17 protein-coding genes are annotated in these 17,269 nt (G+C 42.5%); 11 read left to right on the top strand and 6 right to left on the bottom strand.

Annotated features, from left to right (window positions below; translation table 11 throughout):
* Positions 1 to 230: 230 nt before the first annotated feature.
* Entirely contained in the window at positions 231 to 2,987 is a 2,757-nt protein-coding gene (locus tag FIU87_RS19820) for a M14 family metallopeptidase (RefSeq protein WP_152446178.1), read from the top strand.
* A gap of 199 nt (positions 2,988 to 3,186) precedes the next feature.
* On the opposite strand, the gene FIU87_RS19815 is transcribed toward FIU87_RS19820, so the two are convergent.
* Positions 3,187 to 3,765, bottom strand: a complete 579-nt coding sequence (locus FIU87_RS19815; protein ID WP_172971131.1) for a VanZ family protein — start codon at positions 3,763 to 3,765, stop codon at positions 3,187 to 3,189.
* Between the two features lie 50 nt (positions 3,766 to 3,815).
* Entirely contained in the window at positions 3,816 to 4,277 is a 462-nt protein-coding gene (locus FIU87_RS19810) for an SRPBCC family protein (protein WP_152446176.1), read from the bottom strand.
* A 392-nt stretch (positions 4,278 to 4,669) separates the two neighbouring features.
* On the opposite strand from FIU87_RS19810, the gene FIU87_RS19805 reads away from it, so the two are divergent.
* Positions 4,670 to 4,927 carry a GlsB/YeaQ/YmgE family stress response membrane protein gene (locus tag FIU87_RS19805; protein ID WP_152446175.1) on the top strand — a complete coding sequence of 86 codons (258 nt, stop codon included), beginning with the start codon at positions 4,670 to 4,672 and terminating at the stop codon, positions 4,925 to 4,927.
* A gap of 105 nt (positions 4,928 to 5,032) precedes the next feature.
* On the opposite strand, the gene htpX is transcribed toward FIU87_RS19805, so the two are convergent.
* On the bottom strand, positions 5,033 to 5,911 hold the full coding sequence (gene htpX / locus FIU87_RS19800; protein ID WP_152446174.1) for a protease HtpX: 879 nt from the start codon (positions 5,909 to 5,911) through the stop codon (positions 5,033 to 5,035).
* A 171-nt stretch (positions 5,912 to 6,082) separates the two neighbouring features.
* Between htpX and FIU87_RS19795 the strand changes: the two genes are divergently transcribed.
* Complete coding sequence (locus FIU87_RS19795; RefSeq protein ID WP_152446173.1) at positions 6,083 to 6,724, top strand: DUF1836 domain-containing protein; 642 nt, start codon at positions 6,083 to 6,085, stop codon at positions 6,722 to 6,724.
* A gap of 128 nt (positions 6,725 to 6,852) precedes the next feature.
* Positions 6,853 to 8,262 (top strand): NADP-dependent phosphogluconate dehydrogenase, encoded by a 1,410-nt coding sequence (gene gndA, locus FIU87_RS19790; RefSeq protein ID WP_152446172.1) that lies wholly within the window; start codon positions 6,853 to 6,855, stop codon positions 8,260 to 8,262.
* A gap of 329 nt (positions 8,263 to 8,591) precedes the next feature.
* Here the strand turns inward: gndA and FIU87_RS19785 are convergent, their stop codons facing one another.
* Both FIU87_RS19785 and zwf read right to left on the bottom strand, forming a co-directional pair.
* Positions 8,592 to 9,206 (bottom strand): cyclase family protein, encoded by a 615-nt coding sequence (locus FIU87_RS19785; RefSeq protein ID WP_152446171.1) that lies wholly within the window; start codon positions 9,204 to 9,206, stop codon positions 8,592 to 8,594.
* Positions 9,207 to 9,248: 42 nt separating this feature from the next.
* Positions 9,249 to 10,727 (bottom strand): glucose-6-phosphate dehydrogenase, encoded by a 1,479-nt coding sequence (gene zwf / locus FIU87_RS19780; RefSeq protein ID WP_152446170.1) that lies wholly within the window; start codon positions 10,725 to 10,727, stop codon positions 9,249 to 9,251.
* A gap of 254 nt (positions 10,728 to 10,981) precedes the next feature.
* On the opposite strand from zwf, the gene FIU87_RS19775 reads away from it, so the two are divergent.
* The 7 genes from FIU87_RS19775 to FIU87_RS19740 all read left to right on the top strand — a co-directional run bounded on the left by FIU87_RS19775 (position 10,982) and on the right by FIU87_RS19740 (position 16,433).
* Positions 10,982 to 11,716: a uracil-DNA glycosylase gene (locus tag FIU87_RS19775; protein WP_152446169.1), complete on the top strand. Its 735-nt coding sequence runs from the start codon at positions 10,982 to 10,984 to the stop codon at positions 11,714 to 11,716.
* A gap of 27 nt (positions 11,717 to 11,743) precedes the next feature.
* Complete coding sequence (locus tag FIU87_RS19770) at positions 11,744 to 12,556, top strand: ion transporter (protein ID WP_152446168.1); 813 nt, start codon at positions 11,744 to 11,746, stop codon at positions 12,554 to 12,556.
* A 159-nt stretch (positions 12,557 to 12,715) separates the two neighbouring features.
* Complete coding sequence (locus FIU87_RS19765) at positions 12,716 to 14,416, top strand: methyl-accepting chemotaxis protein (protein WP_152446167.1); 1,701 nt, start codon at positions 12,716 to 12,718, stop codon at positions 14,414 to 14,416.
* 320 nt (positions 14,417 to 14,736) lie between these two features.
* Positions 14,737 to 15,258, top strand: a complete 522-nt coding sequence (locus FIU87_RS19755; protein WP_152446165.1) for a DUF420 domain-containing protein — start codon at positions 14,737 to 14,739, stop codon at positions 15,256 to 15,258.
* A gap of 13 nt (positions 15,259 to 15,271) precedes the next feature.
* Complete coding sequence (locus FIU87_RS19750; protein ID WP_152446164.1) at positions 15,272 to 15,577, top strand: YwdI family protein; 306 nt, start codon at positions 15,272 to 15,274, stop codon at positions 15,575 to 15,577.
* 75 nt (positions 15,578 to 15,652) lie between these two features.
* A complete protein-coding gene (locus FIU87_RS19745) occupies positions 15,653 to 15,949 on the top strand; it encodes a hypothetical protein (RefSeq protein WP_152446163.1) in 297 nt (98 codons plus the stop codon).
* A 115-nt stretch (positions 15,950 to 16,064) separates the two neighbouring features.
* Complete coding sequence (locus tag FIU87_RS19740; protein WP_152446162.1) at positions 16,065 to 16,433, top strand: DUF423 domain-containing protein; 369 nt, start codon at positions 16,065 to 16,067, stop codon at positions 16,431 to 16,433.
* 197 nt (positions 16,434 to 16,630) lie between these two features.
* On the opposite strand, the gene gerQ is transcribed toward FIU87_RS19740, so the two are convergent.
* Positions 16,631 to 17,164, bottom strand: a complete 534-nt coding sequence (gerQ, locus tag FIU87_RS19735) for a spore coat protein GerQ (protein ID WP_152446161.1) — start codon at positions 17,162 to 17,164, stop codon at positions 16,631 to 16,633.
* Positions 17,165 to 17,269 lie beyond the last annotated feature (105 nt).

Here is a 17,269-nt window from a genome sequence, read left to right as displayed (position 1 = left end):
AGTTTTTTTAATATTTTTATTATTTGGCTATCTTCTATAAGGTTGTTGCTGTTATCCAGGAAAAAGGCTGGTTTTAGACTTTTTCCTAGGAACATGTTTAAATCTCCCTTCACGAATAGAGCACGACAACAACGTTGCTTACGGGTTTTTTAAATATACGCTACAGCAACAAGGTTTGTAATAATAGCCAGAAATTAAAAACTCTGAACAAAAGATGAGGAGTTGGAGAGATGAACTGGAGAAAGCCTTTTATCGCCTTCTTAGCGATCTGGATGATGTTTGCTCTGGCATTACCAGCACAAGCGGTTAGTCCGCAAGCAATCGTACAGACGAAAGAAGCCGAACTATCAACAAGTATCTCAACTGTTTCCATGACAGAAACAAGACAAATGGAGGTCAGGTTCGACCTTAGCGAGCGAGTCCCCCTCGAAAACCTTGAGTGGACCTTTGGAGACAAACCGTTTGAGGATTGGAAAACATACAGCACAAAGGATAAAGACTATACAGGAGATCCCTTTATCACCTTTGCAGAAGCTCCGACCTATGAAGGAGATTCCACAACGGTGCGTGCTGTCCTCGAATTTGGCCTTTTATTCGGAACAGATAATCTTGCCCCAAGAAACATTAGGGTACTATACCCAGAATTTATCGGAACCTATGATTTAGCAGTGGAGAACACGGAATCTGACGAGGTTCTCAAGAAAGAAATTACATACAATGTTTATGATGAATATTTAACCTATGAACAGCTAAAACCTGAGCTGGATGAAATCACAGAGGCTGCGAATGCTGAAAATGATAGATTCATAGAATACAAGTCACTAGGACAATCGTATGAGGGGAGGGACATCCATTTTGTCACGCTTGCAAAGAATAGGGAAGCCGTCGACAAATACTTAAACGAAATCCTCCCTACCGCCCTTGAAAACCCTGCAGAGCTCCTGAAAAAAATCGAAGACGGAACAATGGGGGATTACCAGGTTCCAATTTGGTTTAACAATATTCATCCAGATGAAGTCGAAGGGGTGGACGCGCAGGTGGAGCTTTTCCGAAAGCTTGCTCATGAGAAAGAAATCACCTTTAAAACAGTAAATGCAGAAGGAGAAGAAGAGGAAATTACGTTGAACGTGGAAGAGGCATTGGATCACGTCATTTTCCTATTTAACTTCACCCACAATCCAGATGGACGTGCTCACAACACGCGTGCAAATTTAAACGGCTTTGACTTGAACAGGGATAACGCCTTTCAAACCCAACAAGAGTCTGTCTATGTCACCGAAGAAATTGCTAAATGGTCACCTTTATCCTTTTTAGACATGCATGGCTATGTGAGTGACTTTTTAATCGAGCCATGCACGCCGCCACATAACCCGAATTTTGAATATGACCTGCTTATAGATAATATGCTTGAACAGGCTCATGCGATGGGAGACGCTGGTGTCGCAAACTCTGATTATGAAACGTATGCCATCCCTTATGAGGACTATGAAAACGGCTGGGATGATATGACACCAGCGTACACAGCCATCTACTCCATGCTACATGGCTCTTTAGGACACACAATTGAAGTTCCTGGACTTAATCAGCAATCCCTGTATGCGATGGTTCATACTGGCCTTGGTGCCACCAACTTTGTTCTGGAGAATAAAGATGATTTGTTTAAGCAACAGCTTGAGCTATTCAAACGTGGCGTAGAAGGGGAAGACAACCGTGCAGTCGATGAACACCTTGTAAACCAAAACGGAGAATCCATCGGCCGTGACCGTGGCGACAACGAAAACTTCTTCCCAGACTATTACGTGCTACCGATGAATGATGAGCAAAAAAACAAATGGGAAGCTGCGGAAATGGTAGACTACCTTCTTCGCAATGGGGTAAAGGTGGAAAAAACTACTGCATCCGTTGAAGTAAATGGAGTGACCTACCCAGAGGGAACCTATATCGTCCCAATGAAGCAAGCAAAACGTGGATTTGCCAATGCTGTCCTCTATGAAGGTGATGACATATCTGACTGGAATGCGATGTATGATACCATTGCGATTAACTTCCCAGACCTTCGCGGTTTTACAGTAGAAGAAATTCGTTCCGCTGAAGATGCCTTTGCGAATGCTACCTCTGAAGTAGAGGATGCAGAATACCCAACCACTAGCATGGATGGCAAACGCGGACATTACGTGTTAAAAAATAGTAACAATGAAACAATCAAAGCGGTCAACGAGCTTCTTCGTGCAGGAAAGAAAGTGGGAGTAACAACCTCTGACGGGAAAGGCTACAGCAAAGGAGATTACGTGGTTCACCGCAAAGACTTACAACGAATAAAAGATACCTATTATCTTGAAGTTGGTCCATTAAAAAAGAAAGCAAAAATAGACAAGCTATCAGGAATGTCGAAAGTCGCCGTTGTTGGTAGCGGAGCAAGCCGTTTTGTCATCGAGCAGCTAGGCTTTGAGATTACGAGCGTGGAAGAGGCTGACGTCATTGTCGATGATTCCGGCCGAGTGGACAAAGAAAAGATTACTGAGGGGACCTCCTATATCGGAATAGGCGGCCGCGCACTTCAGGCCGTAAAACAAAGCGAGCTATTAGAAGGCTTTGATTTTGAGCGGACAAACTTCAGCCATGAAGGTCTGTTAAAAACAACCGTTAAAAATGATTCATTCGTGACCGCGGGTTATGGTGCAGAGGAAATCTTTTATGGAACAACCGGCTCCTGGATCACCGGTGTACCAGAGGGAGCGGATACATTAATTGAGGTTTCAGATGCGGAAGATTACTTCGTTGCCGGCTGGTGGCCAGGAAAAGAAAAGGTGAAAGGACAGGTCTGGGCCATCACATCACCCCTAGATCACGACGCAAACATCACTCTTTTTGCCAATGACCTTCTGTTCCGTGCCCACACCGAGCACAGCTACCGCCTATTAGCGAATGCTATATTGCTTGAGGATGTGAAAGAGAAGAAAAGGAAGAAAGACAAGTCCGATAGATAAAAAAAGAGGAAGAAGCTTCCAGAACGACTGGGAGCTTCTTTTTTTGCCGATAAGGGAGGGGGGTTTTACCGATAAAATGCATGCTTTTTGCTGATAAGCAGGTGATTTCTGCCGATGAACAGCCACATTCGCCGATATTGGTTGCATGCTCGCCGATAAGCACCCCGATCTCGCCGAAACCTGAGTGGCATCCTCCCATCTATCTCACGAGAAAAACCCTCCGAAACAACGGATACAGAAGATAACCAATATAAAAACCAATCACATTCAATAAAAGGTCATCCACATCCAGGCTCCCTCTATTTGTTACATATTGGCCTACCTCAACCAACGAGATCACTAAAAAAGGCAGCAGGATCAAATTCATGAGGGTAAAGCCTTTAAACCGTAGCAACACACCAAATGGAATAAACAATACAATATTGGCAGCAAGATTGTAAAAGGCAACAAACCAATGAACCCGACCAGAAAAATAGAAAAAAATCGTATCCAAAGGCATGATATTATAAGACCCATAAAATTGCTCGTTCGGACGCAAAAATAAAAGGACGATTAAACCAAGAGTATACAAGACAAAGAATCCGTAATAGCTCCAGCTCGGAATAGAAATTGTTTGCCCTCTAACAACTAAATAGATGGTAAGCGTGACAACAAAAATATAGAGAAACAACACCGGAAGTACAATCGGATGGAGATTCGATATGAGAGTAGGAAAGGCGGGAATCATAATTGCAAAAATAATACAGGAAAGTAAAAAAGCGATTGTTATCTTTTTCATAGACATTCTCCTTGATAATATAGGCAAAACCGGGCCAACATTGCGCCCGGTTACTTTATTTCAGAAGGTTCAGCGGTTCCCTCAAGCAGTCGTTTCAACTGTGGAAGGTGATCAGCGTCTTCTTTCTTTAAAATTCTGCGGATAATTGGCTTTGTCAGCTTCATCATAAAGCCGCTCGTGTGGATATCACCATGAAAGTTGATTTTCGTTCCGCCTTCTACTGTTGGCTTAAAATCATAGTGATACACAACCGTTAAGCCATTTGATTCACTTTTTACGGAATATCGTTTGTTAGACTCAAACTCAGTAAATTCCATCACATAAGACGCTTTTCTTCCTCTTATTTCACGGGTTTCCTTGAATTGAGATCCAACTTGGATTGGCCCTTCCGTTAATTTTTCAATAGCCACCACATTTTCCATCACTTTCGTGGCATTTTCGAGATTCGATGCAAAGGAGAAAACCTCTTCGACCGGCCTTGCAATGACGATAGAATCCTGTAAATCTGCCATATTCTAGCCCCTTTCCATGCTTTGTGTACTTGCTTTCTTTTAATATAACAAAAACCGAATGGGGGCAGATAGAAATATTTTGAAAGTGGGGGGCTTTTTGTGAGGGGGGAGGTGGTGAGCGGTGATAATTTGTCCAACTTTTGTTTTTTCTGTCTAACTTTTCAATTATTGATCCACTTTCCAAATAATTAAGCCACTTTGGCATTTATTTGTCCATCTGGGCACAGATAAATGCCATTCGACATTCATAGACAAATTTCGCCCGCCCGTCCGCCCCCCTGAGTTGGAGCCCGAGCAGCCCCCAAAAATCCCCAAAAGTTTAAAAACCCATCAGAGCGGAAATATACTCTGTAAGCAATCGTACAATTACAAAAAATTGAGGAGGAATCACCATGTTAGGACTGTTAATTACTATTATAATAGCAATTGTAATCGGAATGATTGGAAGTGCCATTGCTCCTGGAGGCATGCCTGGTGGAATCCTTGGCGCAATGATTGCGGGACTTGTCGGAGCCTGGATTGGACACGGATTATTTGGTTCATGGGGACCAGTTATTGCTGATTTCGCCATTGTACCAGCCATCATTGGAGCAGCAATCTTTGTATTCCTATTAACATTGATTTCAAAAGGATTAAGAAGTGCGACATAAGCTCAAACGCCCCCTGCACCCGTTTTGCTAGTCTCAGGCGCATGGAGCTGGAGCTGGACAAAAAGAAAAAGGTAGCCATCCGTTGAAGCGGAGGCTACCTCTTTTTTACTTTGCTTCCAGTCGTGCAATACGGTCCCCTAAGTCAGGGTGCGTAGAGAACAGGGAGCTTTTGCGTTTTCCGTTAATTTTTAATGAAGCAATGGCCGTGTCTTGCTCGTCTGTCACACGATTTGTGTATGCTTGAAGAGAACGTAAGGCATGAACCATCTTATCTTTTCCAGCCAGGTCTGCACCGCCGCGGTCAGCGTGGAATTCACGATAACGGGAGAAGGCGAAGACAACAAGGCTTCCAAGGATAGAGAAGGCAATTTGGAACACGATAATTGCGATAAAGTGAACAATCGGTGCCATATCTTCTCTTACAAAACGAGAAACAACAAATGCTGCAATACGTGCAAGGAACACAACGAATGTATTGACCACACCTTGAAGCAACGTCATTGTTACCATGTCGCCATTCGCGATATGGGCTACCTCATGGGCGATAACACCTTCAACAGCTGCCTCGTCCATTTCATCTAATAAACCAGAAGATACTGCAACTAAGGAACGATTTTTAGAAGGTCCTGTTGCAAATGCGTTTACCTCTGGGGAATAGTAAATACCAACCTCAGGCATTTTTGTAATGCCAGCAGCACGGGACATACGGTGAACCATTTCTACGATTTGGCGTTCTTGAGTGTTCATTGGACCATCTGGATCGATGACTTTTACATTCATCATTTTTTTCGCCATCCAGCGGGACATTAATAAGGAAATAAATGACCCTGTGAAACCGATGATCGCACTGAAAATAAGCAGCTGGACAAAGTTAATGCCGCCATCTTCAATGTAGTTTCCGGCACCTGTTACCATAAAAATGATGGATATTGTAGTTAAAACAAGGACGTTCGTTAAAATAAAAAAGAATATACGCTTTGCCATGTTTCTCCTCCTGATTGTTTTGAGGTCTTGTGAACCTCTATCTTGCTATCTTTTATTATAGATGCAATGTCCTAAATTTTCAATAAAAGTGTCTGACATAATTTGACGAAATGATATTCCCACATTACTATTAATGCATGAAATGATGGATGAAGAAGGTGTTTAGGAGCCATGATAAAAGATTGCAGCAGAATGGAAATGGCATCGTTATTACGCAATATGATACTTGGAAAAGTTCCAGTGGAAGTAAGGGAAACGATGCCGAAAAGCTTCCAGGGTCTTTTTTCAAAAGGGAAAAAGGAAGAAATCGGATTAACCATGTCCAATATTGTTTGGCTTGGAAATCAAATGGATAGTGCCAATTACACAGAACCGGCCTTGAAAAATTGGGTGAAACGAGAAATTAAAGAGTATATTGGTCCACCCCAGGTTGGAAGAAAATATTCCATTCAACAGGTTGCCATTCTTTTTATCGTGAAGGATTTAAAGGTACTACTTGATTTTGATGCTATACGCAATGTGCTCGGATCTGTATTTAACAATCCAGTCAATCGTGAGGATGACATTATCAGCCCTGTACAATTCTATGCTGCCTATGCCACTGCGTATGACAAGCTAATTTCCAAAGGGCTTTTGTCAGAGGAACCTATCAAAGAGGAAATTACGAAGTTCTTAGCAACGAAAACGGAATTTATGGAGGAAGAGAAAATCAAAATTTCTCGTGCGATGATGGTTTCCATTCTTGCTGTTCGGACAAATTACCTAAAAGCATGGGCCAATCGGTATGTGATGGGCGAAAGAGGAAAAGAATAAGATAGATGTTTGGAAACGCTTACCCTTGAAAAAAGGGTGAAAAGCTTGATTCTACTAGGGTTTGTATGGTATTTTCAATGCGGACTATTCTCTAACAAATATCCTTTTAGAAAGGAAGTTATTATAATATGGCAAAGCAGCAAATCGGAGTAATCGGCCTTGCGGTTATGGGGAAAAACCTAGCAATGAACATTGAAAGCAGAGGCTATTCTGTTTCCGTTTTTAACCGCTCTCCAGAAAAAACAGAAGAATTCCTGCAAGAAACAGAAGGACGCAATTTTAAAGGTACATATAGCATAGAGGAGTTTGTTTCCTCATTAGAATCTCCTCGCAAAATTTTACTTATGGTAAAAGCGGGAGCCGCAACAGATGCAACGATCGATTCTTTAAAGCCGTATCTCGATAAAGGAGATATTCTGATTGACGGTGGTAACACGCTTTATACAGATACGATTCGTCGCAATAAAGAGCTTGGTGAGCTTGGATTGAACTTTATTGGGACAGGAGTTTCCGGTGGGGAAGAAGGAGCGTTGAAGGGTCCTTCCATCATGCCTGGCGGACAAAAAGAAGCCTATGAACTAGTGGAAGACATTTTAACAAGCATCTCTGCAAAAGTGGAAGGCGATGCATGCTGCACGTACATCGGTCCAGACGGTGCTGGCCATTATGTAAAAATGGTGCACAACGGTATCGAATATGGCGACATGCAGCTGATCAGTGAAGCCTATTACCTGTTGAAAAACGTACTTGGTTTATCTGCAGCTGAGCTACACGAAGTATTTGCAGAGTGGAACAAAGGCGAGCTCGACAGCTACCTAATTGAAATCACAGCAGACATCTTCACGAAGGTGGACGAGGAAACTGGCAAGCCACTTGTGGATGTTATCTTAGATACAGCAGGACAAAAAGGAACGGGTAAATGGACAAGTAAAAGCGCGTTAGATCTAGGTGTACCACTTCCTATCATCACAGAATCCGTGTTTGCCCGCTTCATTTCAGCAATGAAGGAAGAGCGTGTGAAGGCAAGTGGCATCCTCCGTGGCCCTGAGGCTGTTGGATTCACTGGTGATCGCGACGCATTTATTGAAAGCGTCCGAAAAGCCCTTTATATGAGTAAAATTTGTTCTTATGCACAAGGCTTTGCACAGCTTCGTGCAGCATCAGAAGAGTACGGATGGGACCTTAAGTACGGCGAGATCGCAATGATTTTCCGTGGCGGCTGCATCATTCGTGCCCAATTCTTGCAAAAAATTAAGGAAGCGTACGACCGTGAAGCTGGCCTTGCGAACCTATTGTTGGATCCGTACTTCAAGGAAATCGTCGAGAGCTACCAAGGTGGTTTGCGCGAGATTCTTGGTGTGGCTATTCAGCATGGAGTACCAGTGCCATCCTTCTCAAGCGCGTTAGCTTACTATGACAGCTACCGTTCTGAGACGTTGCCAGCAAACTTAATCCAAGCGCAACGTGACTACTTCGGTGCCCACACGTATCAGCGCGTGGACAAGGAAGGTATTTTCCATACAGAGTGGATGAAATAAAAAATGGATTATGATGGACCAACCTTTGGCTGCTTTGCGGCTGGGGTTGGTTTTTTTGTTTGTTTTTTTGGTTGGGATGGGTGGTGGAATGTTTGGGAAAAGGGAGCAAGCAGGGTGGGTTGGAGCTTGAGAGGTGACGAACTTTGTCGGAATTTGTATTGTGGCTGAATGAAGGTGCAAAGTGGCTGAATTAATTACGTTTTTGGCTGAAAAAACCAAATTCCGGCTGAATAATCACGATTCCGGCTGAAATACCAACCGCCGCACACCCAGCACACCCCCAACCCATCAAAAAAAGCCCCTCCGGGTAGGAGAGGCCAACATCCATTTTATTTCATATCCATTAACACAATTCGTGCAGGTGATGCGTCCACGCCGCTCAATTTCAACGGGGCAGCACACATAATGTACTCACCTTCAGCAATATCCTTCAAACGCAAGCCTTCGATGATGATGACATTGTTATTAAAAAGGGTTTTATGTGTTGGATGCCCTTCTTGGCTGCGTTCAATTCCAAGCGCATCAACGCCAACACCGCTTACGCCGATCTCCGCTAAGTATTTCGCGGCATCCTCTGCAACAAAGACAAAATCAAAGTTGAATTCCTCGTCAAAGGAATTTTTCGTTTTGAATAATAGGAAATCGTCTTTTTGAATGTCTAAGTGCTTGATGTCCTCGACTGTGATACGGTCCTCGACAGCGGTTAGATCGAACACCTTGCAAGGTCCCACTAATTTTTCAAGCGGAAGTGTTTCAATCGTTTCGCCGTCCACAATCATGTGTAGAGGTGCATCCACATGTGTGCCAGTATGAACATCAATGTTCAACCGGGTTTCAGTTACATAGCCGTTTGTGACTGTTTCTTGAGACGGTTGCTTTTCTGGTTTGTTTTTATACACAGGCATTCCTGTGTAGATGGGGGATGATACATCATAAACTTTCATTAGAAAAAGCTCCTTTCGGCATTCTAGTCAAAATAGCTTGTCTTACAACGGCCACCAGTGGAAGCCATCTTTGTAAAGTAGCTCATCGGCTTGTTTTGGTCCCATGGAGCCTGCTTCGTAATTAGGGAAGTCAAAGGCGCGTGTGTTCTCCCATGCTTTTGAAATTTCGTCAATGAAGCTCCAGGATAGCGCCACTTCATCCCAATGCGTGAAGTTGGTCATATCGCCGCGCATCGCATCATAAAGAAGGCGCTCGTATGCTTCTGGTGTGTTAATGCCGTCGATGCAATTGTTCGTATAGTCTAAGCGGATAGGGGTCGTTGTGATATCCTTACCCGATTTTTTCGCATTTAAATGCAAGGTGATGCCTTCCTCTGGTTGAATGTTGATAACCAGAAGGTTTGGATCGACTTTTTCCCCGCGGTTGTAATAAAGGTTCATCGGAATGTCCTTAAATTGGACCACGACTTTTGTGGATTTTTCGCTCATGCGTTTTCCGGTACGGATGTAAATCGGTACACCAGCCCAGCGGAAATTATCGATTAATAATTTTCCAGCGACAAATGTTTCTGTGTTGGAGTTAGAATCGACCGAATTTTCATCGCGGTATGCTTGTACCTGTTCACCCTCGGCAATTCCTGCTCCGTATTGACCACGGATAAAATAATCCTCGACATCCTCAGGTCCGATTTTACGCATGGCGCGCAGAACCTTCACCTTTTCGCTGCGGATTTCTTCTGGATTCAGTTTGATTGGCGGCTCCATTGCAAGGAGGGCAACCATTTGCAGCATGTGGTTTTGGACCATATCACGCAGGGCACCGGATGTTTCGTAATAGCGGCCACGATCCTCCACACCAAGGACTTCACTAGAAGTAATCTGGATATTTGAGATATAACGATTGTTCCATAACGGCTCGAACAGGGCGTTTGCAAAGCGAATAACCTCGATATTTTGCACCATTTCTTTTCCTAAATAGTGGTCAATACGATAGATTTCGGATTCCTGAAATGCCTCTCTAATTTCTGCATTCAATTCCTTTGCAGAAGGGAGGTTATGGCCGAATGGTTTCTCAATGACCAGACGTTTCCAGCCATCTGTGTCGGTTAGTCCTTCTGCCTTTAAGTTAGACGCAATCGTTCCAAAGAATTCTGGCGCCATAGCAAGATAGAAAATGCGATTGCCGTTTGTAGTGTACTCGGAATCAAGGGAATTCAATAAGTCCTTCAATTGCTGATAGGAATCGCTGCTTGTCACGTCAAAAGGATGATAGTAGAAGTGAGAGCTGAACTCCTCTGCATGGTCAGCTCCATTTGCTACACCCTGAACCGATTTTTGAACGTTGCTGCGAAACTCGTCATTGCTAAGAGGGCGTCTTGCCACCCCAACGACAGCAAAGTTTTCAGAAATGCTACCGCTCTTGTAAAGACGATAGATGGAAGGATATAGCTTGCGCTTTGCCAAATCTCCTGTTGCCCCGAAAATGACGATTAAAGAAGTCGGATTTTCTTTTTTACTCACAGTAAGAACCTCGCTTTATGTCTATTCTTCTAAATGTGTTTGCCTATTAAAAGGAATAAGTTGCATAATTATGTAAAAATTTTATATAAAGTATAGAACATTTAAGAAATAGTCTACCCAAGTACTTAATTTTAGCGGTAACTGGTACAGAATTCAATCGAAAAAATAGTTACGTACCACTATATCATATCTATTCGATAAACTCTGAATGATAGGCTCGACGTTAGTATGAAAAAATACAGCAAAAACCATGCATGCTCAAAACCTATCTCTATGATAAAGTGAAAGGAGAGCAAGGAAAGAACGGAGGATTTAAAGTGAGAAACAGGTGTGAAACGTGGAACGCCTTATGGAAGCAAGAAGCGGATAAGGATTACATGAAAAGATTGATGACTTTTTTAGATCACGAGTATGCTACAGAGCAAATTTATCCGGAAAAAGAAAATATTTTTTCAGCATTTAACGTGGTCCCATACCAGGCAGTAAAGGTGGTTATCCTTGGACAGGACCCTTATCACGGAAAAAATCAGGCGCATGGAATGAGTTTTTCCGTTCAAAAAGGAAACAAAATCCCTCCCTCGCTAAGAAACATCTATACGGAGCTCCAAAATGATGTTGGAATTGCTCCCGTTTCTCATGGATTTTTAATGGAGTGGGCAGAGCAAGGTGTGCTATTATTAAATACGGTTTTAACTGTCCGCGAAAGCCGGCCGAACTCACATAAAGGGCAAGGGTGGGAGACTTTCACCGATGAAGTCATCCGTACCTTAAACCAAAGAGCGAAGCCGATCATTTTTGTGCTATGGGGCAAGCATGCCGAGCAAAAAGAAAATCTAATTACAAACGCTCAGCACGTGGTGTTGAAAAGCCCACATCCAAGCCCATTTTCAGCACGAAAAGGCTTTTTTGGAAGCAAGCCTTTTTCAACAATTAATGAAACGTTGAAGTCATTAGAGGAAAAACCGATAGATTGGAAATTAACGCCTTAAGTGAAGCGTTTTAAGAGGAGAGCACAAATGGAATCATGGAAATCACCGATTCGGGCGATTGTTGCCCATAAATATTTTATGAACGCCGTAATGTTTGTTATTTTACTCAATGCCATTTTAATTGGGGTGGAAACCTACCCAGCCCTTAAAGAAGAACATGCTGCCATCATTCATGTTTTTGAAGTATTTTTCTTATGGTTTTTCACGATTGAAATTATCCTACGAATGCTCGCTGAACGGAAAATACATCATTTTTTCCGCAGCAGATGGAACATTTTTGACTTTGTGATTGTTGCTGGTGTGCTATTTTTCAGTGGAACCTATTTTATCTCGGCTATCCGAATTTTAAGGGTATTGAGGGTATTACGTGCGGTCACGGTTGTTCCATCCTTACAAAGGCTCGTATCGGCCTTTTTAAAAACAATCCCGTCCCTTGGCACCATCATGCTGCTATTATCGTTAGTTTTTTATGTTTATGCCGTGTTAGGCGTGCTCCTGTATGGGGAGATTTCACCAGAATATTTTGGTTCACTCCACCTAGCATTAGTTTCATTGTTTCAAGTAATCACGTTAGAATCTTGGGCAAGCGGAATTTTCCGTCCAATTTTTGCAGAAAGTCCGCTATCATGGATTTACTTTGTTTCCTTCATTTTAGTAGGAACATTTATCGTCTTGAACTTAATTGTTGGGGAGATCCTAAACAATATTCAAGAGGCAAAAGAGGAAGAAACGAAAGAAGAAAAAATCGAGATTAGTAAACAAGAATTGGCAAAAATAACGGATGAAATTGCAGAGCTAAAGCAACTGTTGCTAAATAAAGAGAACAAACAGAACTTGTAAAAAGAGAGAGGGCATTCCTCTCTTTTTTTATTTTGATGCCTAAAGTCGTGCTAAATTATGCCGAAATAAAAAGAAGAGAGAGAAAGAGTGTGCCATTTTGTGCAAACGGTTTCACGAACTTGCGTTTAGCTTGGCTTCAAATTGGAGGGGGAAAGAAACATGGGGAGTATGAGAAAAAAGCTATTACTATTAATTGGCTTAATCGGGGTAATTGGGCTTTGCGCATCGATCATTATTTTGTTTTCAGGAATGCAAATCCAACGTGGAATAAAGGAAATGGAGGAAACAACGAAGCTAAACGAGGACTATTTCCAGCTTGTTCATTCCTATCAAACAACCTTGGCAGACATTTACTTCGTTGTTTCCAATGGTTATTCCAAAACACATATCGCAAAAATAGAAGAAAATTTGCTGTCAATGGAAAAGCAGCTAGAGGGTTTCGAGCCGTATTTTCAGGAATTTGACGAATTAGCACCTTGGAAGCAGTATTTTGTCGTTTCACATGAAACATTGTCAAAGCAGTTCGACATCATTAGTGACCTCTCTAATGCAGCCAATATGGATAAACTGCGGATAAGCACATCAGAAGACCTCGCAAAGGCACGCAACCAAATTGAACGCGCAAATGAAGGTGGAATGACCTTTTTGCAAGAATATAACGAAAAACATCGACAGGGAATTCAAAGCAAGCTTGCAACGATTCAATTAGGGACGATTGTAACCTTAACATTCCTAGTAGTCGTTCCGATTTTTGTCCTATTATTTTTCAGGCGTTCCTTTAATAGAGGAGTTAACCAAGTACTCCAACGAGTCACAGCTTATCAGCAAGGAGAGTTTTCCTTTGAAGCAGGCAAAAAGCCGAGAGACGATGAGTTTGGCAAAATGGAAGTAGCCCTTTCTGGAATGGCAGGGAATATTGAAGAACTGTTAAGAGGAAGCTTGAATGCAAATCATCGTCTTCAAATTGTGATGAAGGAGCTTTTAGTGGCAGCAGAGGAAAACTTAACGGAATCAGCCATTATTAAGCAACGTTCCATGCAAGTAACAGAAAAAGTTGCCCTTCAATATGAAGGAACAGCGGCGATTTCCGCAGTGACTGAACAGGCTTCTGCTTCTACTCAGGAGATCTACAGCATTGTTGATGAAATGAAGCGAAACCTTGAAGGCATGGAGCAGTTGTCTCAAAAAGGAGCTGCCTCCATCGAACAAATGGTGGCTACTATGCAGCACTCCTCCATCGAAACAGAAACGATGGTAAAACGATTTGCAAAAATTAAAGAAAAAATCGATGAAGCAGAGAACTTCTTAAAAGGAATTAACGAAATCACCACCCAAACCAATCTTCTTGCTTTAAATGCGTCCATAGAAGCCGCAAGAGCAGGAGTTGCAGGGAAGGGCTTTGCGGTGGTAGCAGACGAAATAAGAAAACTATCTGGACAAACCGAGCTTTTTTCAAAGGAAATAAACAGCATTACGAGTAAAATCCAAGACGACACCAATGATGTCTTGCAGAAGTTCCTACTTTTTAAAGAAATGATGAAAGAAACAAACACGAAAAACCAAGCGTCCGCTGACTTGTTTCAAGAGCTTGCTGTTCAGAGTGGTGGTTTGTTAGAGCAAGGAAAGCACATTACCGCAACGATGGAAGAAATTAGCGTTGGTGTGAACGAAATTGTCCATTCCGTTCATTCATTGGTATCCTCCTCCTCTGTCCTAACAGAAGAGATGGGTGGAGTAGTGAATGCGGCTGATCGCCAAGTCCAGCTGTCAAATAGCATGAAATCTACCGTAGATATGGTGAAGGATACAGCAGAAGACCTTACTTCTACTATTGATTCCATAAACGTGAATAAGTCGTGAACAAAAACCTGTGGAGCCCATACTTCACAGGTTTTTCTGTTTGAAGGAGAGTGCGATGGTGGTAAAATAGGGAGTGAACAAGCGAGAGAAGGGGTGTGAGCTGCATTGAACAGGCGTATTAATTGCTTAACCTGCAAGTATTATTACGTAACCTGGGATGCGAAATTTCCCAAAGGATGTAAGGCGTTTGGCTTTAAAACTAACCAATTGCCTTCTTTGGCAGTTTTCCGTTCCTCCGGGGCCCCTTGTCTAAAATACGAACCAAAGGATTCACAGATAAAATCTACCCAAAACGGGTACTATGTGTAAAGGAGTTCACGATGAATAAGATTAATTTTTTGCCTTGGATCATAGGCATTTCTATCGCCATTAACGCTATCGTTGTTATCCTATTCTTTCTTCCGCAATACGAAGGATTAGCAGATAAAGATTTAACCTTCCTACCGATGATGAACGCAATCTTCAATAGCTTTACCTTTGTCTTTCTAGTTTGTGCACTCATTGCGATAAAAAAGAAGAACATTACCGTGCACAAGCGCTTTATTTTGGCTGCTTTTTCAAGCACCACGCTATTCCTCGTTACCTATGTAACGTATCATTCCTTAACAGAATCCACACCATTTGGTGGTGAGGGAATCATTCGGTCGATTTACTTTTTTATCCTACTCACTCATATTGTGTTAGCTGTGGTGATTGTTCCGCTCGCCTTGTATTCGTTGGCAACTGGCTTAAGCATGCAAAAAGAACGCCATAGGAAAATTGCGCGCTGGACGATGCCGCTATGGTTGTACGTAAGTTTGACTGGTGTTATCGTGTACCTCATGATTTCACCATACTACTAAAGGAGGGATGACGATGAGTATCACCCTTAACAAGGTGCTTGAGCGACTAGAAGCCGAGCTGGAAAGAGCCATCGATACAAACAACGTTGGCAAAAAACGCGAGCATTTAGCTGCCATTAAATCGTTGTGTGAGCTTGCGCTTGATTCAGAGGCAGAGGCAGGTGAGGGGAGAGCGCAAGCCCGTCCATTAAAGCCTTCAAGCTATACAGCACCTTCCCCTCAATATGCTGTACCAAATCAATCTCCTCAGGTCGCCAACCCTCCGACAAAAAAGGTGGATGTGGAGGATGCAAATGGGGATTCGTTATTTGATTTTTGACCACAACTTACCATACTAAAAAACAGAAGGTTACCGAAACTATAAACACCCCAGTAAGTAATGGAGGTGTTTGAAATGCCTGGTGGTAATGAGGAAGCGCTAATCGGAATGGCAGCTTTTATGAATGGCTATTTTGATCCTGGCACAAAGCTTTCCCATGATCGTTATGAAGTGTATGTGAACGGTGATTTTGTTGGGCAAAAAAATTTGCTCTCTCACAAAGAAGACGTCACAAGTGTGAATGAATTCTTGGAAGCGCAAGGATACCATAATTATCTATCTAACATAAATGGCGATCATTATTATATACAAACGGAAAAACGAGAACACGAGCTAAAACAAGCGTTGCAGATTTATTTGAATTCCAGATAACGAGTGCCCGACCGCGAAATACATTTTCAGTGGTGGGGCTTTCTGTTTGGTCCAAGCCTATCAATAAGATATAATCCATTATGATGAGCAAAAAATGAAGGGTGGCAACACTTTTATGAACTTATTTATTATACTTGCAGCTGTAAATGCCTTTCTTGCGGTAGCACTGGGGGCTTTTGGTGCACACGGCCTGGAAGGAAAAGTGTCCGAGCGAATGATTGAAATTTGGAAAACAGGTGTGACCTACCAGATGTTTCATGCAGGCGGGCTGTTTGTCGTGGCACTACTTATGGACCGCTTTAGCAGTACCGGCCTATTAACAACAGCGGGCTGGACATTCTTAATCGGAATTGTTTTATTTTCAGGAAGTCTTTACGTCCTAACCCTTTCCGGGGTAAAAATACTTGGAGCCATCACTCCGCTAGGCGGCGTCGCTTTTCTTATTGGCTGGATTTTAATTATTGTGGCAGCGGTAAAAGGATAAACAAAAAAAGGCTGACTAACTGTTTTTTGAACAGCAAAGTCAGCCTTTTTTTATATGGCTCTTTTTTTAAAAGTTTGTTGCTAAAAACCTGGAAAAAGTCTGCGTTAAGACTTTTCCTATCTTTAAAAGTTAAAATCTTCGTCAACCAACGTTGATTACGCGTGTTTTATCTAAAGTTTACGAAACAGCCTTTTCCTTTAACGAGGTTGGTACTGCGTTAATGCGCTATTAAAAGGGTATTCGTATTCAAGCTCTTCATCAAACGTAATATAATCAAGGTAAACCATTAATAGGAGATAGCGTTTGCCCGTTTGTGGGTCACTGAGAATCAGGTGATCACGTCCTGCGGCTTCAATGATTCCTTTGAAAATTTTTGCATTCCATTCGCGGTTATTTTCAAATGTCATATACACCGTTGCCAGCTTGCCGCGGTTTAGACGGAGAATATTTTCGACATAGGACTGCTCTAACGGTAGCATGCCTGGAATATCCTGACCAGTTCCTCCCGAAATGGTAGGAGGAGGCATCTGTTGGCTGTTTTGCTGGCCATTCATCCCACTCATTCCGTTCATTCCCATCATTTGCCCTTGGTTTTGCATTTGATAGCCATTGCCATTTCCGTTGCCGCCCATCCATTGCTGCGGCATGTTTCGGTAATACGAAGAGTAAGGATCGGATCCGTACCCCATGGAAAAAGGAATACCTGGTGCCTGTGAATAAGGTTGATTCATTCTGTCATTCCCTCCTCAAAAACGTGTAAGTAATGGTGAACAACGCTGTTGATTTCCGCAAATGGCTCCAACCAACAGCTAGATACTACTCCAAATTAAAGGTTA

It is taken from the genome of Bacillus sp. THAF10, from assembly GCF_009363695.1.
GTDB lineage: Bacteria > Bacillota > Bacilli > Bacillales > Bacillaceae_I > Sutcliffiella_A.
Note: the sequence above shows the minus strand (reverse complement) of the source record. Positions and strands in the feature narration are given on the sequence as shown.